Raw genomic sequence first — 25767 nt, 5'->3', positions numbered from 1 at the left:
GAGGGCTACATCGGCCTCGAATACAAGGAGCCGGCGGAGACCGCGTTCAGCTGGGCCATCCGCCAGCACGCCGCCGGCTGATCCCCACCCGCACCGGCACCGGCACCGGCACCGGCACCAAAAGACTTCAGTAAAGGAACCACAATGAGCAACGTTTCAGTCATCGGACTCGGCATCATGGGCCTGCCCATGGCCATCAACCTCGTCAAGGCCGGCCACACGGTCACGGGCTTCAACCGCAGCCAGGACAAGATCGACAAGCTCGTCTCCGAAGGCGGCCGGGGCGCCGGCAGCATCGCTGAGGCCGTCAAGGACGCCGACGTCGTCATCACCATGGTGCCGGACTCCCCCGACGTCGAAGCCGTGGTCAGCGGCCCGGACGGCGTCTTCGCCAACGCCAGCAAGGGCACGCTGTGGGTCGATGCCAGCAGCATCCGCCCCGATGTCGCCAAGCGCCTCGCCGACGACGCCCGGGCCGCCGGGATCCGCCCCCTCGACGCCCCGGTCTCCGGCGGCGAACAGGGCGCCATCGACGCCGCGCTCTCCATCATGGTCGGCGGCGACGCCGCCGACTTCGAGGCCGCCCAGGATGTCCTGAACGCCGTCGGCAAGACCATCGTCCACGTCGGGCCCTCCGGCTCCGGCCAGACCGTCAAGGCAGCCAACCAGCTGATCGTGGCCGTCAACATCGAAGTCCTCGGCGAGGCCATCGCCTTCCTCGAGGCCTACGGCGTGGACACCGACGCCGCCCTCAAGGTCCTCGGCGGCGGCCTGGCCGGCTCCAAGGTCCTGGACCAGAAGGGCCAGAAGATGCTGGACCGCAACTTCGACCCCGGCTTCCGCCTGGCCCTGCACCACAAGGACCTCGGCATCGTCACCGCCGCCGCCCGCGAGGCCAACGTCGCCGTCCCCCTCGGCGCCGTCGTCGCGCAGCTCGTCGCCGCCACCGTCAACCAGGGCGACGGCGGACTGGACCACTCGGGACTCTTCAAGCAGGTCCTCCAGCTCAGCGGCCGGAAGTAACCTGTCGTGGCGTTTTGAAAATGTCATCCATCGAGATCCCGGTTTCGACAAGCCGTCGGCGCAGTACCCACGCCGACGGCTGCGCAGGAATCCCACAGTGGCTCGATGAGGCGTGTTCTGGGCCCAGGGGCCAGAAATTGCCCACCGGCGTTCCGCCCTGGCCCGCTTGGAAACCATGGGTCAGTTGCCGGGGTCAATGTGGCCGCACGCCCTCGCGTAGTTCTGTCCGATGACCGGTTGGTAGTCCGGGGCAGGCGCGGCGTCCACCGCGACCGGCCACTCCGGACGGCTGCCGTGGTGGGCCCACGCCGCCTGGACAGCGGCACCCCGGGCCACGTACTCCCCCGGGCTGGGGACCACTACCGGAAGATCGAAGACCTGGGCCGCGATGACCTGCACCGCCGGGTTCTGCACCGCGCCGCCGATCAGGAGCAGGCGTGTTGCGGCGCCGCCTTGCGCCCGCAGGGAATCCAGCCCGCCGGACAGGCCGCACAGCATGCCTTCAATCGCTGCCCGGGCAAGGTTGCTCCGCGTGCTGGAGGCAATGCTGAGCCCGTGGAAGCTGGCTTTGGCGTACGGCAGGTTGGGCGTGCGCTCACCTTCGAAGTACGGCACCAGCACGACGCCCCCGGCGCCAGGTTCGGCGTCCAGGGCAAGGCGGGACAGTTCGTCGAAGTCCACGCCCAGGATGCCGGCCACGGAGCTGAGCACCCGTGCGGCGTTGAGCGTGACGGCGATGGGCAGGTACTCGCCGCTGGCGTCCGCGAAGCCCGCCACCGTTCCGCTGGGATCGGCGGCGCGGGACGCCACCGAGAACACGGTGCCGGCACCGAGCAGGATCCGGTGCCCTGATGCTTCTGTTCCGGATCCCGCCGGCCCTGATGAGGCAGTGCCTGGCAAGTCCGTCTTGTCGGGTCCGAAGCAGCCGGGGTGGATCGCTCCGGCGGAGTCGCCGGGGCCCAGAACCCGGGGCAGGACCACAGTTCCCGGTTTCCCCCGGCCCGGCGCTCCCGGCAGCTTCCCTGGCGTCCCGGCCGAAGGCCAGCTTGAACAGGTCAAGGTCGTATTCCCCGGACGAGGTGCTCCAATAGCCCGTTCCGCTGGCATCGGAGCGGTTCGTCGTGAGCTGTTCCAGGTCCGGGCCCAGCGGGCTGGAGGCCGCCGGGCCGTAGCCGCGGAGCCGCCAGGTCAGCCAGTCATGGGGCAGCGCGACGGCCGCCACCCGGTCCGCCAGGTCCGGTTCGTGGTCCCGGACCCAGCGGACCTTCGTGATGGTGAAGGAGGCGGCCCCCGCCGACCGGGTGTCATTCCACAGCAGCGCCGGCCGCACCACCTCACCGGCCGTTCCCCCGGCGGCCTGAGCACGAAAATTCATGCCCTGGTGAAAGGAAGGGCCACAGAACCAGACCCAGCCAGCAGATCATCATCGTTTACCACGGCACCGCCGGGCCGGTCGGAGTCGCCCGCTACGACTTGTGCATGATCCGGCAGTTGGCTCATCAACGATGACCACCCCCTCGGAACCCGGGCTATGTTTAAAGGGTGTCCACTTTCAGCGAGCAGTTCACTAATAGGTGCGCTTGAAAGGCCAACCTGACCGGGGTAGACAGGCTCCGAGCCAACCCATCGCCGCGCCTCCAAACTTATTCAAGGTCAGCGCGGGTTCAGATGGCGAGTTCTTCGGCGGTTGCTACCGGCGCAGGATCATATCCACGCAGCGGGACCTGTCTAATGAACCATGCAAGCACAAAACCGGCTACGGCGATGATCGATGCCCAGAGATAGACGTCTTGGATGCCGTTCGTGACAGCGTGTTTGAAGAGGTCCTGGATCTCAGGCGCCAGAGAATGCAGCGCCGCCGGGGTGACCTGGCCGCCTAGCTGCAGTCCCCCGGATTCAGGTTTGCCCATGGTATCTGCCAGGCGGCTGGCATAGATCGAACCGAGCACCGAGATTCCCAAAGATCCCCCCATGTTCCGGGCAAAGGTGCTGATGCCTGTAGCAGCCCCAATATTCCTGACGTCCACGCTGTTCTGGGCGATGAGGCTCGTGGTCTGCATCATACAGCCCATGCCCGCACCGAGGACGGCCATGTAAATCCCAGATTGCCAGGCCGCGGTGTCCATGCCCATGGTTGAGAAGAGAAACAGCCCGGTTGCCATGAGGGCGCCCCCAACGATGGGGAGGGCCTTGTAGTTTCCGGTACGCGTGATGAGCTGGCCGCCGGCGAGGGAGACGACCATGGCTGTAAGCATCATGGGCATCAGCAGCAGACCGCTGCTCGTTGCCGATTGGCCTTGAACGTATTGCTGGAACTGCGGGAGGAATGTGATCCCGCCGAACATGGCGAAGCCGACGACAAAACCGAGCAGGTTAGCCAGGGAAAAGTTAGAGCTGGAGAAAAGGCGAAGCGGGATCACTGGTTCGGCAACTTTGCTTTCGATGAACACGAACGTGATCAGCCCAACGACGGCGATCGCGCCGAGGCCGATGATTTCCGGCGAATTCCATTGATATTGGCTGCCGCCCCAGCTGAGCATAAGGACCAGGGCCGTGATCCAGATCGTGAGCAGCACCGATCCCCACCAGTCGATTCGCACCCTGCTATTCCGCGCTTCCTGGGGCAGTTTGAGGGTGAACCAGCACACGATCAGTGAGACGACGCCGAGGGGAAGGTTGACATAGAACGCCCACCGCCAGGATGCATGATCGGTGATGACCCCCCCGAGCAAGGGCCCACCGATCATGGCCAGCGGCATGACCGCCATCATGATGCCCTGGTACTTTGCGCGTTCCCGGGGCGGAACCATCAGTCCGATGGCTGCCATGATCCCCACCATCAGCCCACCGGCGCCGAGGCCCTGGAAGGCCCGGGAGGCGATCAGTGCCGTCATGTCCTGGCTCATCCCACAGAGCGCGGATCCGACTAGGAAAACCACGATCGAGACCATGAAGGTTATTCGGTGTCCGAAGATGTCCCCGAGCTTGCCCCAGATCGGAGTGGCCACTGTCGACGCGACGATGTAACCGGTGGTGACCCAGGCCAGATGGTCCATTCCACCCAGCTCTCCCACGATGGTCGGCAGGGCTGGGGCAACGATCATATTGTCCAGCTGCGCCAGGAGCATTGCGACGATCAGCCCGCTCATCGCGGTGACGATCTGCCGGGGCGATAGTCGGGCCTGCCCAAGTTGACTCTCAGCGTCCATGACCGGTCTCCTCCGGAGGTTGTTTGCGGTCCACTTACCGCACGGTTAGTATGGTACTTACCGGCCGGTTAGTTATCAAGCCCGCGGCGAACAGAATATTTTGGAAGGCAGTGGTCAAACAAATGAGTGAAACAGCAGGCGCGCCCGAGGTCGCCGGGAGGACGCGAGAGAAGATCCAGTCCGTTGCGCTGCAGCTATTCGCCGATCAGGGGTACGAATCGACATCCATGCGACAGATCGCGGAGCAGCTGGGCATCACCAAGGCGGCTCTCTATTACCACTTCACCAGCAAGGAAGCCATCGTCCGGGCCCTGATCGAGAACATGATGGCAGAGGTCACCGCCTTGGTGGAATGGGCCCGTACGCAGGAGCCCGGGCACGACCTGCGTACTGAAGTGCTCGCCCGCTGGTCGGCCATCATGCACAAGCAGCGTCTGCGGATGTTCCGATTCCTCGGCGCCAACTACCGTCTCGTCCGCGACATCAGGGGTGAACCCGGGCAGCCAGGCGGGATGGCCTCGGCCGCCCGTGAGCTGCTCTCCATTCTGACCCCGCCTGATGCCAGCGTCGAAGACCAGCTCCGGGTACGTTTTTCCCTGCTCGTCATCAACATGACCGGCATGGCGGCCCGTGATCTAGATGCGGGCGAAGACGACATCCTTGACGCGGCGGCACGAATCTCCGCCGGGCTCCTGCCGCCAGGCTTCTGACGCCGGGCTCCTGCCGCCAGGCTGCTGACGCTGCCTTGGGCTCCCGTCGCTCCGCAGCGTCCAGGCCTGCCACTCACCGATCCCTGTAACCTCTATTGCTACCAAACTCCTGATTGGAACCCCATGTCTGTGCCAATCCTGTCCGCCCGCGACCTGACCAAGACCTACGGGCGCGGTCCCGACCGCTTCGATGCCCTCAAGGGCGTCTCCTTGGAGATCGACCCCGGCGATTCTGTGGCGATCGTGGGTAAGAGCGGCTCGGGCAAATCGACCCTGATGCACCTTCTCGCGCTGCTTGACACCCCCGGCGGCGGCCAGATTCACGTCGACGGGACCGACGCCAGGACCCTGAACGGGCGCCGACTCAACGCGCTGCGGAATTCGATGTTCGGCTTCGTGTTCCAGCAGTTCTTCCTCAATTCGTCCTCGAGCGTTCTGGAGAACGTCGTCTTGCCCCTGAAAATATCCGGTGTCGGCGCCCGGGAACGGCGCACACGCGGAATGGCCGTCCTGGAACAGCTCGAACTTGCAGACAAGGCCCGCAACAAGGCCGGCAACCTCTCTGGTGGCCAGAAACAACGGGTCGTGATCGCCCGGGCCCTGGTCAACAACCCTCAAGTGCTGTTCGCGGACGAACCCACGGGCAACCTAGACACCGCCACCGGACGCGTCGTGGAGGACATCCTGTTCGACCTGAACTCGAACCACGGCATCACACTGATCACGGTTACCCACGACCACGATCTGGCCGGCCGCTTCAACCGCCGTCTCTACATCCGCGACGGCCTGCTGATCACCACCGACGAGGAGCACGCGGCATGAAACCGCTCGAAATCCTGAAGACCGCCATCACGAACAGCTTCCGCAGCAAACTGCGCACGTCGCTGACCATCCTGGCCATATTCGTCGGCGCGTTCACCCTGACCATCACCAACGGTCTCGGAACGGGCATCTCCAACTACATCGACAGCCAGATCGCCGCCGTCGGCTCCAGCAACTCCTTCACCATAAACAAAACCGACGCCAACGCCAATCCCGTATCCGGCCCGAAAAAATACGACGCCAGTAACAGGGTCCTCGCGTCCGGAGCCCGGCCCGGCTCAACCCAGCCAGCCTTGGGGCAGGCCGACCTGGACACGATCGGCGCCATCCAAGGCATCACAGGTGTTACCCCCGTCATGCGGCTTAACCCGGATTACATCCAATGGAACAGTCACGACAAGTACCAGCTTTCCGTCAACCCCCTTGCCGGGGCCCAGCCACAGCTCGACGCCGGAACGAGCATGGACGACGCCGTCACCGAACCGCAACTCATCCTTCCCGCCACCTACGTGGCAGCGCTGGGCTTCGCCGATAACGACCAGGCCATCGGCCAGGACGTCACGATCGGCATCACCGACGCAACCGGCACGAAGCACCCGATCACCGCCCGAATCACTGGCATCGAACAAAGCGCCTTGCTCGGCGGCGGAGGCGCCTTCATCAACAAGTCACTCTCCACGGCCCTGGCGGACGCCCAGAACACCGGCGCACCCGCCGCAGCAACGACAGCATGGGCGAACGCGACCGCCACCTTCGCCCCGTCCTCCGCGTCCCAGATCAGCGACATGAAGGCCGGACTCGCCGCGGTTGGCTACACCGCCCAAACCCTCGATGACCAGATCGGCACCGTCAAGAGCATCATCAACGGGATCATCGGTGTTTTGGACGCCTTCGCCGTCATCGCCCTGATCGCCGCCGGCTTCGGGATCGTTAACACCCTGCTGATGTCCGTCCAGGAACGCACCCGCGAGATCGGACTCATGAAGGCCATGGGCATGGGCAGCGGATCCGTTTTCGGACTCTTCAGCACCGAAGCCGCATTCATCGGCTTCCTCGGAAGCGCCCTCGGCTCGGCTGCCGCCATCGGACTAGGCACCGCGGTCAGCGGCCTCCTCGCCCGCGGGCCACTCAGCGATCTGGCCGGCCTCCGCGTCCTCGCATTTGCCCCCGGCCCCGTCACGGGTGTCATCCTCTTAGTCATGGCCATTGCCTTCATCGCCGGAACCCTTCCCGCTTGGCGGGCAGCACGGCAAAACCCTATCGACTCACTCCGCTACGAATAGACCAAGTCGCTGACAGAACTTCGCCAACAGACTGGGACGTTACGTGGACTGAGGTCCCCGGTCAGCGACGGGACGCTAACGCCGATCCATTGAGCTGTGTACCGGGTACCAGGGCGCGTCTCCTAAAGCGGCAGCCAGATGCTGACTACTCGGAGGACAGCGCCGGCGCGGGAAGTGAGGGCGAGCTTGTCGTAGCGCGTTGCCAGGCCGCGCCATTGCTTGAAGGTATTGAAGTTCCGTTCGACGACGTTCCGGTCTTTGTGTCCTCTTTGTGGATGAGCGGGGGCCGGCCGCGTCGATTCCGATTGCCGATCTGATCGGCTGGTTCCGCGACGACTGCGGCGATCCGCGTCCTCGCAGCACGGCGCGGACTGCGCGGGATGGATAGGCCTTGTCCCCGCGAACACGGTCCGGGCGGGTCCGGGTCTTCCCGGACCCGCCCGATTGATCCAATGGCCGGCCCTTCCCGTCACCAGGGCATGGATTTTCGTGCTCAGGCCGTCGGGGGAACGGCCAATCGCATGATCGGACGGTTCAGCCAACCGATTCATGTAAGTCGACGGGGCCCTTTGGCGCGGGAAGGTTCGTGCCGTGCTGGTGGGCACGGTTCACCGTCGAGTCGACCGAGACGGCCAGTCCACTTCGCCCCGGGCGTCGCCAACCGTCAGCAGCCCGGCAAAGATCCTGCCCCATGTCCCGTCGCCGCCATATAGCGGGGTGCCGCCTCCAAATCGTCTGCCACGGACCGAACTCAGCCGGCACGTCACGCCAGGCAGCCCCGCACCGATACCGGTAGATGATGGCCCTCCACCACTCGGAGGCGACCCGTTCGAAAAGGGCCGCATCATCTGGCTCGGCTCCAAGAACGTCCCCATGACGTCCGTGCTGGCCTGCGACTTCGCGCCTACCTCGCTGACGCCGTCGACGCGGACATCGCCGACTAGGAACGCATCGATCTCGGCTGGACGCGCCCGATCAGCATGCGGGACTGCGCCGCCCTGGCACCAAACTGGCCCACAAGAAATCAGGGTCCTCTCCATGCCATCCGACGGCTCCGCGCCGCAGGCAAGGTTGCGGGAAAGTCCGCCCCGCTCATAAGGGAAATGGGAGCCATGGCTGCCTGGTTCGACACCGGCCGCTACGTGGCAAATACCAGCCGCCAGACAGAACTCTTCGGTCCCGCGCCAACCCCGAAAGACGCCATCGCCCGCTTCGCAGCCCGGCTATTGTCTGGTCGCTCGTGAGGATGCTGGTGAGCACAAAGCGCGGCGCGCCGGCTTTGCTGGCGGCGAGGGCGAGATTGGTGTTTCCACGCGGGGTCCGGTCTAGCGGCTCAGTTGGGCTCCGGGAACGCGGGCCTGTCGGACACCGGCCCTGGCTGGACGAAGAGGGTTTCGATGAGCCCGCCAAATACCAGGGGCACGCCGTACAGGAAGATTGGCGGCATCGCCGTCGCAAAGGCCTCTGCGATGAAGGCTTGGGCCGGCCCGGGCAGTAAGGCGAGCACCTCCGGCGTCAGCGAACCGATGCTTTCGGGAGAGAAGCCAGCACCGACGGTCGAACCGAAGTCGGCGGCTGCAGTAAAGCGGCTAATGAAGATCGACCCGAATACGGAAACTGCCAGTGATGCGCCGATCTGGCGGAAGTAGTTGTGGACCGAGGTTGCTGATCCCAGCATTCGCGCCGGGACACCGTTCTGCACAATCAGGGTGAGATTCTGCAGCGACGCACCCACGCCCAGACCGAGAACGAGCATGCCGAGCGCGGTGAACCAGTATGGAGTGCCCACGCCAATCATCGACAGCAGCACCAGTCCGATGTCGCTGATGGCGGCGCCGATGATCGGGTAGAGCCGGCACTTACCGGTGACCGATATGAGCCGGCCGGTGACGAGGGAACTGGCGACGATACCGACCACCACAGGAATCATCATCATCCCGAATTGAGTCGCATCGGCGTGCTCGACCATCTGCATATGCGTCGGAAGGAACGACATCGAACCGAACATTGTCACTCCGACTGCGATCCCGGCCAGCGTCGGGAACAGGAAGTTGCGCTCCCGCAACAAGTGCAGCGGAATTATCGGTTCCGTGACCTTTCGTTCCACGAGTCCAAACAGCGTCGCGCCGATTACTGCAGTCGTGGCCAGACCAAGGTTCTGAGGGCTCGCCCACTCATACGCCGAACCGTCCCAGCTTGTGATGAAGATGTTGGAGGCTGGGCCACCGACGGAGGCACGCCCGACCCCGCCGCCTATGATACCCATGTAGCGGCCCCGCTCACGGGGAGAGACGTTCTCCCCAACGATCCCCTGCGCGCCGATCATCAGGCCCCCGCGACCCACCCTGGACGGCGGGGAAGATAATCAGCTGGGTCATATCCTGCGCCAGCCCCGGATAACACGGAACCGAGTGAGAACACTGCGATTGCGAAGATGGGCTTCCGTCCAAGCAAGTCCCCGGCATTGCTCTACACCGGCAGCCCAATGGTGCTGGCCAGCATGTACGCGGTAATAACCCAGGAGAAATGTTCGTGGCCGTGGAGTTCGCCCACAATAATCGGCAGTGCCGTTTCAACGATCGTTTAGTCCAGCGGCCAGCAGCATGGCGAACATCCGGCCGAAGGACGTCCAGACGAAGCTTCGACGCGTGGTGGCCGATGCGATCCGGCCGCAATCGTTGCGGGTCTGTGAGGTATCCGGATCCTTTCCAGTTATGAGCGAGTCAGACGACTGCGCGCTGATTTTCACGGACCGGCGCCAGCGCCTCGCTCCACGCCACAACCTGGTCGAGCATCGTGGTGAGGGCCGAGGCGCTGTATGCGCTTGGGGTGAGCTGGCGGTAGTTCTCGAAGTCCGTCGCGAACGACAGCGCGACCTGGGCGCGGACGTCAGCCATCATCAGCTCGCCAGCCATCACCCGCAGGTGCTCAACGGCGCGGACTCCGCCGTTGCCGCCGTAAGAGATGAATCCCACTGCCTTGTTGTTCCACTCGGCGAAAAGGTAGTCCAGGGCGTTCTTAAGCACCCCGCTCGCACTGTGATTGTACTCCGGAGTAACCATCACGAACCCGTCGAAAGATGCCACCTTCTCCGCCCAGCGGAAGGTGTGCTCGTGCTGGTATTGCCCGAATGTCGGCGGCTGCGCCTCGTCGAAGTGGGGCAGCGGGTAGTCCCGCAGGTCAACGAGTTCGAATTCAGCGTCGGTGCGTGAAGATGCCATATCGACCGCCCATTTGGCAACCTGCCCACCGTTCCGGTTCGGTCGTGTGCTGCCCAAGATAATTCCAATGCGGGTCATGATCGCGCTTCCTCATCACTCAGGATTTTGTTCGCCTCACTGATTGTACGTGTTACGAACCATTTGTATAACTTACAATACATGTATGAGTAGTGGAGTCAATTCGGACGGCGCTCGGACCGAAACTCGTATCTTGGGCTATCCCGATCGCTCCGTGCCGAGGCTGACAGGCACTGCCGCTCCAGAGGAGGAAACGGCTGACGCTGAGGCCCTTATTCGGCTCTCCGGTCTAGTACAGGGGACGTTTGCGCGAGTAGCAGACCGGAATGGCCTGACTTCGGTCCAGGCGCGTCTTCTGTGCGTACTGGCTGAAGGGCCGCGCACTATGGCCGAACTTGCCCGGATCTTCGGGGTTGGGAAGGCGACACTGACGGGTGTCGTTGAACGTGCCGCGCAGCGCGGCCTGACCGAGCGCTCATCCGTCGCCGGCGATCGTCGGGTGGTTCAGGTGGAACTCACCGAGTGCGGGCGCCGCTTGGCCCTTGAATTCCATGACGAGGCGACCCAGGAACTGGCCGGTCTCTTAACATGCTTAGGCCCAAGCGAGCGAGTCGCGTTCCGAGAGTGGGCGCAGACGGTGGCGCGCGCCGATGGACGCTCGACGGCGTGGGGTGCCCCGGTGTTGTAAAGAGTCCCGGCCGCGGCAGACCGCAGCCCGGCCCGCCTGCGGAACATGTGCTGCCAGTCGGGCGTGCCAGCCGTTAACTCCCGTCGTAGTAGTTGGCGCGGGGAGTCTTCCTTGAGCTGCCGTCGGCCGGCAGTCGCGCTGGCAGAATGAAGTTGGGAAGGAAGGGCCGGTTTTGTCTTGGCTGCATGCCCACAGGACCGAACGCCCCCAATCAGGAATGGCGCCCGGCGGGCGTTGGGGCCTGCGCCGGGGTGCCCGTCGTCCCGATTACTCTAGGGCCGAGGAGCAGACCCCGCAGCGCTTCGACGACAAGTGTGTGGTCTCCGTCGGACGCGAGGCCAGACACGGTGACCGCTGCCACGACGCCGACGCCCCGGACAAAGACGGGCACGGACCCCCCAGCCAGCGCGTATTCCCGAGGATCGAGCCAGCCCTCGACGAACCAATCGGGCCCTCCGCCGGCAGCGCGGGCCTGTAGCAGCGCAGTGCTGGTCTCGAATCTCAACGCAGCGGCCGCCTTTCGCCGGATCCAATCGTCGTTGTCGTGAGTGGCGCCCGGCAGGGAGGCGTGGAACAGAACGCCTCCGGTGGTGCGGATGTCAATTGCGATGGGGAGCGCAGACTGGAGTCCCCGTACTGCGAGGCCGCTCCCAAGTTCCCAAGCGTCGGAGCGCTCGAATCGAGGAAGGACCAACTCCCTTGATTCTGCTTCGAGGTGGGCGATCCTTTGAACAGACTCTGTCATTGCGGCCCTCTCTGAGTGCTCGCCTCGGGCCGGAGGGAAGCGAAAAGACTGCGGGACTCACAGTAACCGTGAGCCATGCGGTCAAGGATGTCGTCAACTGCGGAATCCGCCGCACACTTGTCCGGGTGATCCCGAAACTGCTCTGCCATGCGACGCAAAGCGCGCGAGAAAGTGTGGGCCGGCCTATATTCAGGGACAAGCTTGCGGATCTTCGTGTTGTCGAAAACTGCGCTGTGGCTGAGGTCACCAACGAGCAATTCCGACCATTCCCACTCCGGTGCGGCCAGAGGGAACATCTCCGAAGGCACGTGCACAAGCCGGGCGGAGGAGCCGAATGCTTGGCCTACCGCAGTGTAGATCTGGTCCCAGGTCCAGATATCATCACTGGTGATATGAACGGCCTCTCCGACCGCACGGGGCTCGCCTAGCAAGCCGACTATCCCTACTGCAAGGTCCGCTGCGTGCGTGAGGGTCCACAGAGATGTGCCGTCCCCGTGGACGGGAATATCTTCACCGCGCAACATCCGATGCACGACCGTCCATCCGCCCGGCACTGGCGGCTTTCTGTCATCGTAGGTGTGTGACGGTCGTACAACCGTGATGGGAAAACCATTACTCACAAACGCGTCGAGTAGCCGATCCTCGGCCGCGATTTTGTCGCGTGCGTACTTTGTGAACCGGTTGTGGCGCTGCGTGCTTTCCGTCACCGGGCTGGTGAGTAGGGGTTTGCCGTATACAGAGGCAGAGCTGATATGAACGTACTGTTCGGTGCGGTTTGTGAACAGCTCGACCATCCGGGCAGCGTCGGATGCGTCGAACGAGAGGAAATTGATCACTGCGTCATAACGATGACCTATCAGGGCTGCCTCCAACTCGTAGGAGCGGATGTCGGCCTGCAACCAGGTCACTTTGGACTGGTTCGCCTTGCCGTCTCTCGGCGTCCGAGTGACGGCCGTGACGTCCATCCCTTGGTGGACTGCCTCACCTAGGACGGCAGAACTGATTGTCCCGGATCCGCCCAGAATCAGAACTTTGAGTGGGGAAATATCGTGGTGGGTTGGGCTCATGCTGTTGGTGTGTAGTCGACAACGCTGAGAAGCGTGCGAATCTCGTCAATGGTGGCCAGCACGGACACCGTCTCGTCGAGTGAATGGAGCGGAGATTCCGGTCGTCCTTCCCCGACGTATTGGGCAAGGGCGTTGATCTGATAGCTCAGCGCGTCGTATCCTTCCTCGAAAGCCTCGTCCCTGAATGTTTCAGTCGTGTCGATGCCGTCGACGTGTTTGCTGAGAACAAGACCGGTGGGCGTGAAGAAGGAGCTTGGGATGTCGACCCGTGCTTTCGATCCTACGACGGCGGCTCGGGTGGAGGTCTTTGAGATCATCGAGGTGGCCGCGACGGCGTCGACGCCGTCTTCATAGCCCATCAGGGCTGTGGCTCGCAGGTCGATCCCGTTGGCCGTGGCTATCCCGGTTGCCTGAACTCTGTGGGGCTTGCCGAGGATGGCGGACACGAACGAGATCGGGTAGACACCGAGGTCCAGTAGGGCTCCGCCGGCGAGGGCAGGATTCCACATGCGTCCTTCTGCGTCGTAAGGCGAAAGCACGCCAAAGTCGGCGCTCACGTGGTGGATTTTCCCGAGCTCGTCTCCTTCTATGAGCTGGCGCAGAATGTCCATCTGCGGCAAATAGCGTGTCCACATGGCTTCCATGACAAATACGCCCGCGGCTCTGGCAGCGTCGACGATTTCCTGGGCTTCAGCGGCTGAGGTGGCAATGGGCTTTTCAATCAGGAGATGCTTGCCGGCGGCGATCGCAAGGAGCGCCAGGTTCCGGTGGGAGCTGTGCGGGGTAGCGACGTAGACCACGTCGATCTGTGGGTCAGCAAGGAGCGCTTCTGGCGTGGCGTATGTCCGGTCAACGCCGTAGGTGGAGGCGAAGGCCGCAGTTCGTTTGCTGTCGCGTGCGGCAACGGCGACGACCTTCTGCGACGTGTGCAAATGGGCGGCGCGCGCGAAACGCGTAGCTATCCATCCGGTGCCGATCACGCCCCATTTCAGTGCGGGGATGGAGGCGGGGTCGGTCAATCGGGCATTGGGAAGCGTCATCTTTGTTCCTTTTTTAGTGGGTCGAGTGGTCTGCGTCGGAGGGAGTCACCAAATTTGGGTACGGGCGTAGTCGGATGAGAGATCAGAAAGCGGTCCCGCAGGATAGTTCCGGTTAGCCTTTTTGTAGGCGCCGATGAGATCGACGTCCAGGATTACGGGGCTGCCGTCGGCTTCTTCGAATTCAGCATCAACGAATCTGACCGGTGGAAGGTCACGGCTGTGTGTGACGCCAACCGTGTATTCGTTGAATGCACTTGGAAGTTGCGTCTCCAGATAGACAGATGCGCCCTCGTCGATGATGCGGACGAGCGGCGGCTCGCTCAGGACGGCTGCGTCACGTTCGCTCGCGTATGCATCCGCCCCAGGGGCATAGACATTTTGGCGGATGTAGACGGGCTGCTTCACGTGCATGAATCTTTCGTGGTCCCCCCGACTAGGGTCTGCGACGAGTGCAAGGTAATCGGCCAAATTCGCCGGGTGTCCGTCATAGGCGGAGGTGCCGTATCCGGCGACCTGTCCGGGGCGCTTGGTTGGTCCGTAGGCTATATCAGCGTCACCGGCGAGGAAGATATTGCCGATGTAGCGGTCATCCCCAGCGTGTATTGCCGCGTAACCCGCCACCTCGGTGCTATGTGGCGCATGGTACGGAGTTGGGCGCTCCACCACGGGTTCGACTGATACGGTTCCGCACACCAGGTTGTTGACGAATGCGCCGCCCTGGCTGAAGACCTCGAGGGACGCGCGTGAGCCAAGGATGTTGTGCTCGACGAGGTAAGGGCCGTGGCTGACTTCGACAAAGAGGTCACGGCTGTTGCCGTAGAGCAGATTGCGGGCCACGCGAGTTCCCTGGGTTTGCCAGTCCAGCCAGATGCCAAGCGAGCAGTCGTGGATCCGGTTGTGACGGATTGCCACATCGATCGCGGCGTGCAGTTTAATGCCGGCGATCTCATATCCGTAGAATTCACGCTTTACGGCGATGTTGTAGATGTGGTTGTCCTCGATAGTCGAAAATACGCAGCCCAGATGCCCGACGATTCCGTTCTGGCCGCAATCGAAGATCGTGTTCCGACGCACGATATGGGAACCGATATGGTCACGGTCCCAGCCAATCTGCCGCGCCGAGAAAACGGATTCCAACTGATACTGATAGCCGGGCTTGTCGCCGCGGACGGTAGCGAAATTGTGGCCGGTGGACCCTTCCTTGCCGAGCGAGATCGCGGAGCATTTTGCATCGTGGATGACGTTGTCCTCGATGATCCACCCCTTCGCCCAGTTCGGGCCGATCAGTCCGGGCTGATCAGCGGTGGGCGGAGTCCACGGGCTGGCGGCCTGCGCGAGTTCGAAGCCGCGGACAGTGATGTAATTCATGTGGTGATCGGTCGGGAAGAAAACCGAACGGCGTACATTTATCTCGACGAGCTCAGTGGTCGGATCAGCCCCCTGGAAGTTGGCCCAGATGACTGTCTCGCTCTCACCGACCTCGGCGTACCAGGTGTAAAGCGTCTGGTCCGGGTTGCGTACATAGTCGGTTGAACCGGTCCAGTTGTCGACCATGTTGGTTCGCCGCCGCGGATTGAAGACATCGTCAAGGCTTTCAGCTTCATAGAAGCTCAACCCGTTCAGATAGACGTCACCGAGGTGCTTCTTGCCGGCATCAGCAGCGGCGTAGACGATCCAGTCACCGTCGATCTCCTCGCTGTAAGGGTTGAAGCCTCCGAACATTGCGTTGGACACGGCCGTCTTCCATACAGTTCCGGCGACTTTCACCCACTCGCTGATCTGCTCTGAACCTTTGATAAGAACGTGCTCGCCGGAGGCGGCCTCGAAGGTGATGCGGCGTTGGTCGCTGATCCCACCGCGAATGGGGCGCACCCATTCGCGGTAGGTGCCTTCATGGACGACGACCGTATCGCCGGGCCGTGCGCACGTCGCTGCGTGGTTGATCGTGCGGAACGGGTGATCCGCGGTGCCATCGGAAAGGTCGCTGCCAGTGGTTGCGACGTGGAGCACGGAGGTCATATCTCGAAGGATCCTTCAATATCGGTGTGAATTGGATGATGTAGACGTTGACCGTCTATTTGTGTGCGGGGCCGTCCAGAGCGGAGGCAGACGACAAGCGCCAAGCCATTGGCAACGTGCGACGGCGAGTACACGAAAAGGCACGGGTGGTTCTCGGGCCTACCGGGCCCTGAAACGCCAGTACCGCCGTGGCCACAGGCTTTTGGGCGTTTTCGCGACTGCCATCGTCAGCCGCCCCCCCCCCCCCCCCCCGGAGCCAGGGCGGCTGGCGCCTGTTGGCCAGGTTCGGGGATGACGGCGGCACTATTTGCCCACGCCTGCGGTGAGTCCTGCAAGGAGCTGTCGGCGACCGAAGACATACAGAACCACGATCGGAAGGGTTGACAGCACCACAGCAGCCAGAACCGCTGGAACATTCGTGGTGAATTCGCCCTGAAATGTCCAGAGCGCGAGCGGCAGGACACGCTTGTCGGGGCTCTGAGTCAACACGAGCGGGAAAATGAACCCGTTCCACACGTGAAGCCCGTTGTAGATCGCAACGGTACTCAGCGCAGGCCGTGCGAGAGGGAGAACGAGGGTGGTGAGCGTCCGCCAGTCGCTGGCTCCGTCCACCTTCATCGCCTCATACAGTTCACCGGGGATGTCGCGGAGGAAGTTCACGAGAATGATGATCGTCAGCGGCAAGGCGAAGGCAACGGACGGAAGGATCAAGGCCACAAGGCTGTCGTAGAGTCCCGCACGGATGATCATCAGGTAGACAGGAATAATGACGGCCTGAAGTGGGATGGCTAGGCCCAGCAGGAAGAGCGAGAAGCTCCCGCGCAGCCACCGGCTCGTCCGGGAGCCGCGCACGATGGCATATGCCGCACCAAGCGCGAACGCAACGGCGATGACCACGGTTCCAACCGTAACGATGACGCTGTTCGCCAGGTAACCGAGGAAGTTGTTGCTCAGCACCAGTGCATAGTTGTCCAGCGTCGGATCGGACGGCGGTAGAAGGGCATTCTCCTTGAAGAAGCCTGCCTGACTTTTCAAGCTAGTGATCACGACATAGTAGATCGGAACCATGGCAAAGATAAGCCACATCGTGGCGCCCAGAGCGCCAGGCACATTGAGCGTTCGGCCGGCTTTCTTGGGCCGTCGTCCCCCTCGAAGAGGCTGCTGATCGACGGCTACGGCTTCGGTGACCATCAGGCACCCTCCAAATCACTGGTCATTTTCGAGAACCCGGACAGCTTTGTCAGCCCGAGCGACAGTGCCAACCCCAGAACGACGAGGATGACGGCTAGCACGCTGGCAACGCCCATGTTCTGGCCGGCGAAGCCCGTCAGGTACATGTGGAGCGGGAGGACCCGTGTCGCCGTTCCTGGGCCACCCATTGTCAGCACGTACACGATGTCAAAGTACGCCAGTGATCCGACCAACATGAGCGTGGAGGACGTGATGATGGTATTGCGCAGCTGCGGCAGAGTGATGTGGAAGAACTGCTGCACACGGCCGGCTCCGTCCAGCCGAGCCGCCTCGTACATGGATGCCGGAATCTGTTGCACGCCGCCCTGGTACAGCAGCGCGTGGAAGGGCACATACTGCCACGTGATGATGATGATCACAACGAATAGTGCGGTCTCTGGGTTGCCGAGCCAGTCCTTTGAGAGCCATGGCAGTCCGCTGGAGGCCCCGAGTCCGAAGTTTGGATCGAGCAGCGCCCGCCACGACAGGGCGATTGCTGCGGAAGAGATCAGGAGGGGCACGAAGAAGAGGACCGCATACAGAGCCCTATACTTCTGCCGACCTGCGGTGAAGACGCCAATCAGGATGGACAGGGGAGTCTGGATCACCCAGCTCAGGATCATCATCTGCAGAGTCAGTCCGAGCGACTGGTAGGTCTGCGGGTCGGCGAAAGCCGAAATCCAGTTATCGATCCCGGCGGGGGTGATCGGGCCGATCCCGTCCCAGTTCGTGAAGCTCAGTCCCAGTACGACGAGCAACGGGATGATTGCGAAACCGACGAACATCGTGAGCGCGGGTGCCGCGTACCAGAAGCTCGGTCCGGTTGAGAGCGTCCGCTCTCTGCGCGGACGGCGGGGACGCCCGGTGCCGGCCATATTGGCCGGCACCGGTGTGTTGAATCCGGTCGGTGCGTTGAAGCCAGTAGTCATGACGGGATCTGTCACTACTGGATGGTCTTGTTCATCGCGTCAGCGAACTGTTGCGCATTCATCTGACCCAGGAAAACCTTGTCGAGATTGGTGAGCATCGCGTCCGCGGCTGCTGGCGAAATGGCCTGATCCCAGGAGAGCGTGAAGCTGGGAGCATCCTTCGACATGGTGTAGACGTCCATGAGGAAGTCGCCATTGGGGCTGGCCTTGATCTTGCTCTCGATGCCAAGCACCGGAGGTACGCCACCGCCCGCAATCAGGTTGTCCACGTACGCATCCGTCATGTTGCCCTTTGCGAGGAACTGCTTTGCGGCGGTCTGCTCCGTCTGGGATGCATCGGATGAGATGGACCAGTAGTTTGAAGCGTTGCCCACAACATTCTTGGGGTCGCCGGCGCCGCCTCCGACGGTTGGGAAGGGAGACCAGCCGAGCGAGGACTTCACGAACTCGGGATCGGAGTTCTTCATGTTGGCGTAGGCCCATGCACCCTGAACGATCATCGCTGCCTTGCCGGTGGTCAGCAGGGCGGTGTCGGCGTTGCTGTCGGTTGACACTGAGTGGTATCCATCGATGAATCCACCCGCCTTGATTAGTTCCTGGATCTTGTCGATCGACTGGGCGATTGCTGGATCGGACCAGGCGTCCTTCTTGTTCTGCTGGATCGCCTCGAACACTTTCGGGCCGCCAATGCGGTCAAGGAGATATTCGAGCCACATCAGCTGAGGCCATTTGCTCGCCCCGCCCATCGCGAACGGGGCGATGCCGTTCGCCTTCAGTGTGCTCACATCGTGCAGGAGCTCATCCCAGGTTGCCGGCGGCGTGTCGATACCCGCCTTCTTGAACAGGTCCTTGTTGAAGTAGAGGACAACGGGCTGGACGGTATTGTTCGGGATCGCGTAGAGAGTGCCGTCGATCTTGCCGTTATTGACAATAGACGGGAAGAAGTTCTTAGTCAGAGATTCGTCGAGCGGTATGACTTTCTTCGAGTCAACGTAGGTCTTGAAGTTGCCGGCGCCACCCCAGGACCAGATCAGGGTCGGGGAATTGCCTGAGCCAATCGCCGTCCGGATCTTCTGCTTGAACGCGTCATTCTGGAAGAACTGAACGTTGATGCTCTGATCGGCGTTTGACTGGTTCCAGCTGTCAAAGGCGCTTTGGATGGTTTTCTGCTGTCCGGTCAGCGCCCAGGCGCTGGCGCCACCGGATGCTGAGGGTCCAGTGGATCCACAACCGCTCAGGACCAGAGCTGCCGCTGCGACAGTACCAATGACGGCCGCCAGCCGGCCTGTCTTTCGTGTGAGCTTCATCGCTCATCCTTTCTAGGTGGTTTTGTGCATTTTCGTACGAAAGTTTCGTATCGTTCGCGAATGCGTAATGGCAACATTCGCCCACAATCAGCAAGTAGGTCAAGGATTTTTGCTACGAAAAATTTTCGTATAGTATGTCATTGACCGTGAAGCGCATCGCGGATAGAAATGTCACACGACGAAACGGAAGTCGACAATGACCACAACAAGCCAATCCATCGGCCGCAGCCGCGTCACTCTGTCTCGGGTCGCCGAAGAGGGCGGCGTTTCCGTCTCCACCGCTTCGAAGGTGCTCAACGGTCGAAGCGGTGTGGGGGCTGATACCCGGCGCGCCATCGAGGAGGTGGCTGAACGTTTGGGCTACATCGGTGTCGGCGAACGCGAACGACCACAGCGCGGCAGTCGAGAACCTCTGATCGAAGTTGTCGTCGACTCGCTCCGCAATCCGTATACGCTCGCGCTCCTGTGCGGCGCCGTGCAGGCCGCCGAAAATGCCGAACTAGCGATTGTGACGCGATCCTTGAGCGCGATTGAGAAGGAGACCTCGTTGAAGTGGGCCCAGCGTCTTGCTCGAGGCGGCAGGATCGGCGTTATCGAGGTGACTTCGGAGTTTTCCGTCGAGCGGGTGCGTGCTTTGCAGACCGTGGGCCTTCCGTTCGTACTGGTCGACCCCCTCGAAGTGCCGCGGATGAGCCTGGTTAGCGTCGGTGCCACCAACTGGGCCGGTGGCATGGAAGCAACCCGGCACCTCATCGAGCTGGGCCACGTGGATATCGCATACATCGGTGGCCCATCTGGTGCTGACTGCGATGTCGCCCGCACTCACGGGTATCAGGCGGCGATGCAGCAGGCAGGATTGCCCATCGACCTCACGGAAGTCGTCCATGGGCCCTTTACCTTCGAACAGGGGCTTGCCGCTGGAACCGAGGTTCTCGGCCGACCCGTCCCGCCCACGGCAATCTTTGCGGCCAGCGATGTCACTGCGATGGGTGTGCTGGAGGCGGCACGCACCCTCGGGATCAGTGTTCCCGGGCAGCTGAGCATTGTCGGGTTCGACAACACACTTCTTGCTCACACGTCCTCACCGCGGTTGACGACAATCCATCAGCCGGTCGAGGAGATAGGACAGACGGCGGTCGAAACTGTGCAGAAGCTCGCGCGCGGTGAGGTCTTGCCGTCCAAACGTGTTGAGTTGGCCACCCACCTCGTAATCCGCGATTCTACCGCCCCACCTCCGTCCCTTGGAGGGTCATGAATACCACCATCGATGTTCGACTTGAGCAGCGCCATTGGGTGCCTTACAAGTCCGCGGTGAACGTGGAGGCCCTGCGGCACCTCAAAGCGATCAAAGATGGGTATCGCTACGGAATTTTGTTTCGATGATCCTCAGCAAAGGCGAGAGGCCTACGCTCGCCTACATTGCTCAATCTGTTGGCGTTTCCACCTCTACCGTGTCGAAAGTCTTGAACGGGCGCGACGATGTTGCGGCGGCGACAAGGACAGACATCCTGGAGGCACTCAGGAAAGCCGGCTACAGGTCACCTGCCCAACGCCGTCTCACGGCAGGGCCTATCGTGGTCGAAGTCGCCCTCGACGGGTTTAGCGCCTGTTTGCCGACAGTGCTGGGCGGCATTCTCGAGACCGCATCCGAAGAGGGTGTCGACGTGCGGTTGAGCATCGCAAGCGGATCCGGCCCTAAGCGAGACTCTGACCGCAAGTCACAGCCGATGCCCAACAAGCGGCGCGACGGCTTGATAATTGTCACGACCGCGTCTGATGACTCTGATCTGACACCACTTCGAGCGCAGAGCATTCCGGTTGTCGTCGTTGACCCGTTCAACTCACGGTCTGGAGTGGTCAGTATCGGAGCCACCAATTGGGCCGGAGGCCGGTCCGCGACGGAGCACCTTCTCAACCTTGGCCATCGTCGGATTGCCTATCTTGGCGGTCCTGCATCGGCTGAATGCAATCAAGCTCGAATGCACGGCTACTGTTCGGCCCTAATGTTGAGCGGCATAGACATAACGCCTGGCCTGGTCATCCATGGCAAGTTCCACGTTGAGCACGGGGTTGCGGGCCTCGCCGAGTTGCTCGCCTCGCCAAATCGGCCGACGGCGATCTTCGCGGCCAACGACGATATCGCTGTCGGTGTCCTGAGGGAAGCGCACCGGAGAAGAATCCGCGTTCCTGAAGACCTCAGCCTTGTCGGCTTCGACGGCACCGTTATGGCAGAGAACTCCGTCCCGGCGCTTACTTCTGTGGCTCAGCCTCTCCGCGATATGGGTCGGACGGCGCTGCGCGCGCTTCTCCGTCAGGTCCGCGGCGAGCAACTCGGCACAGACCGATTCGAGCTTACGACCAGCCTTGTTATTCGCGAATCGACCGGCCCCGTAATTGCGGGTCAGACCTGAGCTGGTCTATAGAGGCATTGATGCCGCGAAATGGCGGCGCAGGGCGCTTGGTCCCACCGGGAACGCAGATCGCTGCCTGATCGGCCGGAGAACCCCTGACCGGCATTGGCCCAGAAGCCGTCCATCGGCAGGGCATGCATTCGACCCTATTTCAAAGGCCCACCCGACTCAGCTACGGCCATCGCGGCAACCACGAGGGATGGGCGGGAATTCCCGCAACGCGCCAGGGCGGGCGGCCCTATGGTTTATGCAGTGGCTCCCAGCAAGGAAGTCCGGTCTGGGACAACTGCCGAGCGCGAAGCGTTCTCTCATACATTATCCGACGATCATGTCAGCGGCTCGACCGCCAAGGGGTGCGTGGCCGCCGAGCGTAAGGCCGCGGCGTTGACCAAGGAAGAAGCCCTCACTAGCGTCCCCTGGCAATGCAGCTAGTGGTCGAAATGCTTGCCTCCGGAACGACGTGCGGCAGGACTACCTTCTCAGGTGTTGGTGTGTTTTGTGTCCGTGAGTGCGAGCATGTGGGGATCAGCGTGGTTGAGCCACCAGGTGCTGATGCCGAGGGCGGGTTCGAGCCGTAGGGGTTCCCAGGCCTGCCAGATGCTCCCCATCTGCATCAGGGCTTCTGGGTGTTTGTTTGTACCATTCCGCGGGGCACCATGCGTAGGCTGCTCCCTCGTTGACTTCCCGGACGTAGGACTGGGCCAGGAGTTCGGCGAAAACTCCACCCCGCTGGAGTCGACCGGCTCCGGTTCGGGCTCGTCATGGCCGTGGCCGCTGCTGGTAGCTGGAACCCTCTTCGTCGCAGAACGCATCCCCGAACTCCTCACTCATGCATTGTCACCAGCCGTCCATGGATTGTGGGCCGAATCGGCCACGGGCTCACGATCGAAGGGCGTGAGGATGGCTACTTTTTCGGCGGCAAGTCCTTGATGTCCTCATGGGCGGTCCAGATGCGGCTGAGAACCATCAGTATGTTCAAGACGAGGTATGCGGAAAAACCGGCCAGCGTCCCTACCCACACTTGGTCGAGCGGCTTCGATGGTTCCTGGGTCGCCGATGCTACCGCAAGCAACACAACCAAAGTGAGCCCCACGAGGACGGTCCACGCCGCATTGGTGAGCAACTCATCCACCGTTCTAGCCAATTTTTCTTCCGGTCGAACTTTCTCATCTCGACGAACTTTGACGCTGAAGTTAAAGATGTTCACGAGCAGGGCAACCAAGAGGCCTGAGAAGACGGATGCGCCAGTTAGAAGGCCCCCGACTGAATGGACGGGCGGAGCAAAGAAGGCCGCTGCGATACCCACGGCAACGGGCAGCCCTAGAAACGTCGCCAGATCTCCGAGTAGGGTCCGTCGCGCATAGCCCTGGAACGTCGAGAGCTGCGCCCGAGCGATTTCCAGCACATTGATCTTGCGACTCATCGGGACCGTCTTCTAGTGATGGCGCGCCAGATGGCCATGGATGATGTCAGCAGCCACTGCTGTGAAAGTAGGATCGCTTGGTCGAGTCGTGCCGCCCGGTTCAATCTCCCAAGTGAATCGAGGCCAGTCAGACCCGATGCTGATGGTCCGGCGGCGTTTATCCTTCTCGACCACCACTCGCGTTTCTGAGATGTCGGCTTCGTTAACTTGGACGCTTAAGACCTCGTTCGCCTGCAGCCGACCCCCGCGGATCCTGTCTAGCCAGGACTTGGGAAGAACGGCACCGCGGCCGTCAGGACGTACTTCGTATATTTCCTTGGTTGGGCGGCCTGCCCTGTTTCCGTCTGCCGGCTTCCTAGCCACAAAGGTCAGTTCACGAAGCGTCGCACCATCCAAGAACTCTTTCCACGCGTCAGCGTCCTCGACGTAGGCAATCTCGACATCGAAACCGCGGCACTGCCAATGAAACCAATTCTTAAAGTGGTGGGACAGGACGCCGACGACGCTGTTGATTCCAACCTGCTCGTGGGCGACATAGCTGACGGTTCCTCGGGTTGGTACATGGCAAAGCAATCGCAACGCTTCGCTGGCAACCTCGTCGTGGGCGACGTTGCCCGTGAGGGACCCAGTGTGAACATCGCGGACCCGCCTATTCGATCCAAAGCGTCCGTAGTCAAGCTCACACAGAGTGTCCCCGTGGACATCTCCCACGGCCTCAACAGTGAAATACCGTTCGCGCGTCTGCACGCCGCCCTCCCGCTCGACCTCCTGGAGGTAAGCAAGCCAGAGTTCGCGGAGATCATGCTGCTTGTCGCCGAAATTCACAGGATGGACGTCGGTGGAGGTTTGGGAGTGCACGATTCTGATTTCGAGCAATCCGACGGTGTGGTGCGGCAATGGTTCCCCTTGGCAAGCGGTGCGATGTGCGGATGCCCTTATTCAATCATTTGGAACAGACAGTTATGCGCGGCCCTACAAATGATCTCGTGGAGGATAGCCTCCCCCGATGCCCTGGCGCAATTGGGCGCTACCGCACCACAGCGGTCGCTTTGGTAAGTACACGCGGACCGCCTTCGACTACCGGAGCGGCCCGGGCGGAAGAGAGACGCACCCAAATCCATGGTGTACGCCTCTCCTCCCCTACCCGCTCACTAGTCCGGGACGGGCGCTGCCTTCCTCAGGAACAGAGCCACGGCCAGGGCGGTGAGCAGGCACAGACCCGCGTTCACCCAGATAGCTACCGTCACGCCGCTGAGGACGGCGGACGCATCCTGTGCGCCGAGGCCGACGAGGTGCGCGGTGATAATGGCACTCATGATCGGAATGCCCATGGTGATGCCGATCTGCTGGCTCATGGTGGCGAGCCCCGTGGCGAGGCCCTGCTCGCCTTCGGGAAGCCCCGACGTAGCAGTGACCATGAAACCAACAATGACGACCAGGTTCGCAACGCCGCCGACGAACGTGGCGACCAGGAGTAGAGCGATGGACGCTGGGCTGCTGCTGAGTAGGACAAGGGCGCCGGTGGCGGCGGCCTGAACGATGAAGCCGTACACGATGGCTTTCTTGTTCCCGATCTTCCCGATCACCTTAGGCCCGAGGATACCGCCAAGTACGGTCCCAAGGCCGAGTACGGCAAAGGACAGTCCCGCGCCGAGAGGTGAGTAGCCGAGGACCCGCTGCAGGTAAAGGGTCAGGAGGAACACCAGTGAGGTCTCCGTGACGAACGCCAGCACGCCCGCTATGTTGCCCCATGCCACTGTGGAGCGCTTGAGGATGCCCAGGGGCACCAGTGGGAATTTGGCGCGGTGCTCGACCGCGGTGAAGGCGATGAGCAGCAGAACCGCGACCGCGAGGGACCCAAGGGTAAGCGGGTCGGTCCAGGAGTGTTCAGCGGCGTAGGTCAGGCCAAAGACGAGGGCCAGGAGACCGAGGGTGACTGTGATGGCCCCGGGTACGTCCAGCCGCTGTTTCGTGGTGGGTTTGCTTTCGGCCAGGACAGCGGGGGCGATGAGCAAGACTGCGACGGCGACGGGGACGTTGATGAAGAACGCCCAGCGCCAGGTCAGCAGGTCGGTCAGCAGTCCGCCCAGGATGGCGCCGGTGGTGAAACCGGCCGCCATGAGCGAGCCGTTGAGTCCGAGTGCCTTGGCCCGGAGTGGGCCCTCCGGGAAGGAGCTGAGCAGTAGTGACAAGGCGGCGGGCACGACGATGGCTGTGGCGACGCCTTGGCCTACGCGGGCGATCAGCAGCAGTGTGGGGTCGCCGGCCAGGCCGCCGGCCACGGATGCGGCGCCGAGCAGGGCCATGCCGATCAGAAACATCTTGCGACGTCCGGCCAGGTCAGCGACCCTTCCGAACAACAGCGTGAGCCCTGCGGCGCAGAGGGAGAAGGCTGTGGCGATCCACTGGAGGTTTTCGAGGGTGAAGCCCACGTCGGCGCCAATGGTGGGAAGCGCGACGTTGAGGATGGAGAAGTCGACGGCGAGGGTGAAGCTCGCGGCGAGCAGGACGATGAGTGCCAGCCGCTGACGGCCGGTCATTTTTCCCGTCTCAGCGGCCTCGGTCTGGAGCGACGACGAGGTGTCGGGCTCGGTGGCTGTATCCGGTTGCGTGGTCATGTTG

24 protein-coding genes and 1 pseudogene are annotated in these 25767 nt (G+C 62.3%); 8 read left to right on the top strand and 17 right to left on the bottom strand.

The features are described 5' to 3' along the window. The first annotated feature begins 144 nt into the window (after positions 1-144). Positions 145-1023 (top strand): 2-hydroxy-3-oxopropionate reductase, encoded by an 879-nt coding sequence (locus ACFVTM_RS04095; RefSeq protein WP_390202073.1) that lies wholly within the window; start codon positions 145-147, stop codon positions 1021-1023. 180 nt (positions 1024-1203) lie between these two features. On the opposite strand, the gene ACFVTM_RS04090 is transcribed toward ACFVTM_RS04095, so the two are convergent. The 3 genes and pseudogenes from ACFVTM_RS04090 to ACFVTM_RS04080 form a co-directional block, all read right to left on the bottom strand. Continuing rightward, positions 1204-1923, bottom strand: coding sequence for an FGGY-family carbohydrate kinase (locus tag ACFVTM_RS04090; RefSeq protein WP_390202119.1), 720 nt, complete (start codon positions 1921-1923; stop codon positions 1204-1206). A gap of 202 nt (positions 1924-2125) precedes the next feature. Continuing rightward, positions 2126-2398, bottom strand: a pseudogene (locus tag ACFVTM_RS04085) (FGGY family carbohydrate kinase); the annotation flags it as partial. Positions 2399-2687: 289 nt separating this feature from the next. Beyond that, on the bottom strand, positions 2688-4232 hold the full coding sequence (locus ACFVTM_RS04080) for an MDR family MFS transporter (RefSeq protein WP_390202072.1): 1545 nt from the start codon (positions 4230-4232) through the stop codon (positions 2688-2690). Between the two features lie 122 nt (positions 4233-4354). Here ACFVTM_RS04080 and ACFVTM_RS04075 point away from each other — a divergent pair, with 122 nt between their 5' ends. The 3 genes from ACFVTM_RS04075 (at position 4355) to ACFVTM_RS04065 (ending at position 7047) form a co-directional block, all read left to right on the top strand. Continuing rightward, a complete protein-coding gene (locus ACFVTM_RS04075) occupies positions 4355-4942 on the top strand; it encodes a TetR/AcrR family transcriptional regulator (RefSeq protein WP_390202071.1) in 588 nt (195 codons plus the stop codon). Positions 4943-5065: 123 nt separating this feature from the next. Beyond that, positions 5066-5764 (top strand): ABC transporter ATP-binding protein, encoded by a 699-nt coding sequence (locus ACFVTM_RS04070; protein ID WP_390202070.1) that lies wholly within the window; start codon positions 5066-5068, stop codon positions 5762-5764. Then, on the top strand, positions 5761-7047 hold the full coding sequence (locus ACFVTM_RS04065) for an ABC transporter permease (protein ID WP_390202069.1): 1287 nt from the start codon (positions 5761-5763) through the stop codon (positions 7045-7047). Before ACFVTM_RS04070 ends, ACFVTM_RS04065 begins: the two co-directional genes overlap by 4 nt. 534 nt (positions 7048-7581) lie before the next feature. Here the strand turns inward: ACFVTM_RS04065 and ACFVTM_RS04060 are convergent. From ACFVTM_RS04060 to ACFVTM_RS04050, 3 genes are all read right to left on the bottom strand, one after another. Continuing rightward, positions 7582-7848, bottom strand: a complete 267-nt coding sequence (locus tag ACFVTM_RS04060) for a transposase (RefSeq protein WP_390202118.1) — start codon at positions 7846-7848, stop codon at positions 7582-7584. A 532-nt stretch (positions 7849-8380) separates the two neighbouring features. Next, the gene (locus ACFVTM_RS04055; RefSeq protein ID WP_390202068.1) at positions 8381-9391 is read right to left on the bottom strand and encodes an MFS transporter; all 1011 of its coding nucleotides are present in this window, start codon (positions 9389-9391) and stop codon (positions 8381-8383) included. A 379-nt stretch (positions 9392-9770) separates the two neighbouring features. Further along, a complete protein-coding gene (locus ACFVTM_RS04050) occupies positions 9771-10346 on the bottom strand; it encodes an NADPH-dependent FMN reductase (protein ID WP_390202067.1) in 576 nt (191 codons plus the stop codon). A gap of 85 nt (positions 10347-10431) precedes the next feature. Between ACFVTM_RS04050 and ACFVTM_RS04045 the strand changes: the two genes are divergently transcribed. Then, positions 10432-10974 carry a MarR family winged helix-turn-helix transcriptional regulator gene (locus tag ACFVTM_RS04045; RefSeq protein WP_390202066.1) on the top strand — a complete coding sequence of 181 codons (543 nt, stop codon included), beginning with the start codon at positions 10432-10434 and terminating at the stop codon, positions 10972-10974. Between the two features lie 211 nt (positions 10975-11185). On the opposite strand, the gene ACFVTM_RS04040 is transcribed toward ACFVTM_RS04045, so the two are convergent. The 7 genes from ACFVTM_RS04040 to ACFVTM_RS04010 all read right to left on the bottom strand — a co-directional run bounded on the left by ACFVTM_RS04040 (position 11186) and on the right by ACFVTM_RS04010 (position 19311). Beyond that, a complete protein-coding gene (locus ACFVTM_RS04040; RefSeq protein ID WP_390202065.1) occupies positions 11186-11719 on the bottom strand; it encodes a heme-binding protein in 534 nt (177 codons plus the stop codon). Next, positions 11716-12786, bottom strand: coding sequence for an NAD-dependent epimerase/dehydratase family protein (locus ACFVTM_RS04035; RefSeq protein WP_390202064.1), 1071 nt, complete (start codon positions 12784-12786; stop codon positions 11716-11718). Before ACFVTM_RS04035 ends, ACFVTM_RS04040 begins: the two co-directional genes overlap by 4 nt. Continuing rightward, positions 12783-13826: a Gfo/Idh/MocA family protein gene (locus tag ACFVTM_RS04030; RefSeq protein WP_390202063.1), complete on the bottom strand. Its 1044-nt coding sequence runs from the start codon at positions 13824-13826 to the stop codon at positions 12783-12785. Before ACFVTM_RS04030 ends, ACFVTM_RS04035 begins: the two co-directional genes overlap by 4 nt. Positions 13827-13871: 45 nt before the next feature. Beyond that, complete coding sequence (locus tag ACFVTM_RS04025; protein ID WP_390202062.1) at positions 13872-15845, bottom strand: right-handed parallel beta-helix repeat-containing protein; 1974 nt, start codon at positions 15843-15845, stop codon at positions 13872-13874. Between the two features lie 303 nt (positions 15846-16148). Continuing rightward, complete coding sequence (locus ACFVTM_RS04020) at positions 16149-16931, bottom strand: carbohydrate ABC transporter permease (protein ID WP_390202117.1); 783 nt, start codon at positions 16929-16931, stop codon at positions 16149-16151. Between the two features lie 104 nt (positions 16932-17035). Further along, on the bottom strand, positions 17036-18004 hold the full coding sequence (locus tag ACFVTM_RS04015; protein ID WP_390202061.1) for a carbohydrate ABC transporter permease: 969 nt from the start codon (positions 18002-18004) through the stop codon (positions 17036-17038). A gap of 14 nt (positions 18005-18018) precedes the next feature. Next, complete coding sequence (locus ACFVTM_RS04010) at positions 18019-19311, bottom strand: ABC transporter substrate-binding protein (protein WP_390202060.1); 1293 nt, start codon at positions 19309-19311, stop codon at positions 18019-18021. A gap of 196 nt (positions 19312-19507) precedes the next feature. Between ACFVTM_RS04010 and ACFVTM_RS04005 the strand changes: the two genes are divergently transcribed. From ACFVTM_RS04005 to ACFVTM_RS03995, 3 genes are read left to right on the top strand one after another with little or no spacing between them, the layout of a single operon-like run. Further along, positions 19508-20566, top strand: a complete 1059-nt coding sequence (locus ACFVTM_RS04005; protein ID WP_390202059.1) for a LacI family DNA-binding transcriptional regulator — start codon at positions 19508-19510, stop codon at positions 20564-20566. Next, the gene (locus tag ACFVTM_RS04000) at positions 20563-20694 is read left to right on the top strand and encodes a hypothetical protein (protein WP_390202058.1); all 132 of its coding nucleotides are present in this window, start codon (positions 20563-20565) and stop codon (positions 20692-20694) included. Before ACFVTM_RS04005 ends, ACFVTM_RS04000 begins: the two co-directional genes overlap by 4 nt. Then, on the top strand, positions 20691-21722 hold the full coding sequence (locus ACFVTM_RS03995) for a LacI family DNA-binding transcriptional regulator (protein ID WP_390202057.1): 1032 nt from the start codon (positions 20691-20693) through the stop codon (positions 21720-21722). Before ACFVTM_RS04000 ends, ACFVTM_RS03995 begins: the two co-directional genes overlap by 4 nt. Positions 21723-22201: 479 nt before the next feature. Here the strand turns inward: ACFVTM_RS03995 and ACFVTM_RS03990 are convergent, their stop codons facing one another. The 4 genes from ACFVTM_RS03990 to ACFVTM_RS03975 all read right to left on the bottom strand — a co-directional run bounded on the left by ACFVTM_RS03990 (position 22202) and on the right by ACFVTM_RS03975 (position 25685). After that, positions 22202-22534 carry a DUF4913 domain-containing protein gene (locus tag ACFVTM_RS03990; protein WP_390202056.1) on the bottom strand — a complete coding sequence of 111 codons (333 nt, stop codon included), beginning with the start codon at positions 22532-22534 and terminating at the stop codon, positions 22202-22204. Positions 22535-22626: 92 nt separating this feature from the next. After that, on the bottom strand, positions 22627-23145 hold the full coding sequence (locus tag ACFVTM_RS03985) for a hypothetical protein (RefSeq protein WP_390202055.1): 519 nt from the start codon (positions 23143-23145) through the stop codon (positions 22627-22629). 12 nt (positions 23146-23157) lie between these two features. Then, positions 23158-24042: a hypothetical protein gene (locus ACFVTM_RS03980; protein ID WP_390202054.1), complete on the bottom strand. Its 885-nt coding sequence runs from the start codon at positions 24040-24042 to the stop codon at positions 23158-23160. A gap of 254 nt (positions 24043-24296) precedes the next feature. After that, positions 24297-25685, bottom strand: a complete 1389-nt coding sequence (locus ACFVTM_RS03975; RefSeq protein ID WP_390202116.1) for an MFS transporter — start codon at positions 25683-25685, stop codon at positions 24297-24299. Positions 25686-25767 lie beyond the last annotated feature (82 nt).

This window comes from Arthrobacter sp. NPDC058130, from assembly GCF_042884475.1.
In the GTDB taxonomy this organism is placed as follows: Bacteria; Actinomycetota; Actinomycetes; order Actinomycetales; family Micrococcaceae; genus Arthrobacter.
Note: the sequence above shows the minus strand (reverse complement) of the source record. Positions and strands in the feature narration are given on the sequence as shown.

Excerpts from the sequence above, each read along its gene's own strand:
- ACFVTM_RS04095 (WP_390202073.1), top strand. The coding sequence starts at position 145 with ATGAGCAACGTTTCAGTCATCGGACTCGGCATCATGGGCCTGCCCATG.
- ACFVTM_RS04080 (WP_390202072.1), bottom strand. The coding sequence starts at position 4,232 with ATGGACGCTGAGAGTCAACTTGGGCAGGCCCGACTATCGCCCCGGCAG.
- ACFVTM_RS04075 (WP_390202071.1), top strand. The coding sequence starts at position 4,355 with ATGAGTGAAACAGCAGGCGCGCCCGAGGTCGCCGGGAGGACGCGAGAG.
- ACFVTM_RS04070 (WP_390202070.1), top strand. The coding sequence starts at position 5,066 with ATGTCTGTGCCAATCCTGTCCGCCCGCGACCTGACCAAGACCTACGGG.
- ACFVTM_RS04065 (WP_390202069.1), top strand. The coding sequence starts at position 5,761 with ATGAAACCGCTCGAAATCCTGAAGACCGCCATCACGAACAGCTTCCGC.
- ACFVTM_RS04050 (WP_390202067.1), bottom strand. The coding sequence starts at position 10,346 with ATGACCCGCATTGGAATTATCTTGGGCAGCACACGACCGAACCGGAAC.
- ACFVTM_RS04045 (WP_390202066.1), top strand. The coding sequence starts at position 10,432 with ATGAGTAGTGGAGTCAATTCGGACGGCGCTCGGACCGAAACTCGTATC.
- ACFVTM_RS04040 (WP_390202065.1), bottom strand. The coding sequence starts at position 11,719 with ATGACAGAGTCTGTTCAAAGGATCGCCCACCTCGAAGCAGAATCAAGG.
- ACFVTM_RS04035 (WP_390202064.1), bottom strand. The coding sequence starts at position 12,786 with ATGAGCCCAACCCACCACGATATTTCCCCACTCAAAGTTCTGATTCTG.
- ACFVTM_RS04030 (WP_390202063.1), bottom strand. The coding sequence starts at position 13,826 with ATGACGCTTCCCAATGCCCGATTGACCGACCCCGCCTCCATCCCCGCA.
- ACFVTM_RS04025 (WP_390202062.1), bottom strand. The coding sequence starts at position 15,845 with ATGACCTCCGTGCTCCACGTCGCAACCACTGGCAGCGACCTTTCCGAT.
- ACFVTM_RS04020 (WP_390202117.1), bottom strand. The coding sequence starts at position 16,931 with ATGTGGCTTATCTTTGCCATGGTTCCGATCTACTATGTCGTGATCACT.
- ACFVTM_RS04015 (WP_390202061.1), bottom strand. The coding sequence starts at position 18,004 with ATGACTACTGGCTTCAACGCACCGACCGGATTCAACACACCGGTGCCG.
- ACFVTM_RS04010 (WP_390202060.1), bottom strand. The coding sequence starts at position 19,311 with ATGAAGCTCACACGAAAGACAGGCCGGCTGGCGGCCGTCATTGGTACT.
- ACFVTM_RS04005 (WP_390202059.1), top strand. The coding sequence starts at position 19,508 with ATGACCACAACAAGCCAATCCATCGGCCGCAGCCGCGTCACTCTGTCT.
- ACFVTM_RS04000 (WP_390202058.1), top strand. The coding sequence starts at position 20,563 with ATGAATACCACCATCGATGTTCGACTTGAGCAGCGCCATTGGGTGCCT.
- ACFVTM_RS03995 (WP_390202057.1), top strand. The coding sequence starts at position 20,691 with ATGATCCTCAGCAAAGGCGAGAGGCCTACGCTCGCCTACATTGCTCAA.
- ACFVTM_RS03990 (WP_390202056.1), bottom strand. The coding sequence starts at position 22,534 with ATGCGTTCTGCGACGAAGAGGGTTCCAGCTACCAGCAGCGGCCACGGC.
- ACFVTM_RS03985 (WP_390202055.1), bottom strand. The coding sequence starts at position 23,145 with ATGAGTCGCAAGATCAATGTGCTGGAAATCGCTCGGGCGCAGCTCTCG.
- ACFVTM_RS03975 (WP_390202116.1), bottom strand. The coding sequence starts at position 25,685 with ATGACCGGCCGTCAGCGGCTGGCACTCATCGTCCTGCTCGCCGCGAGC.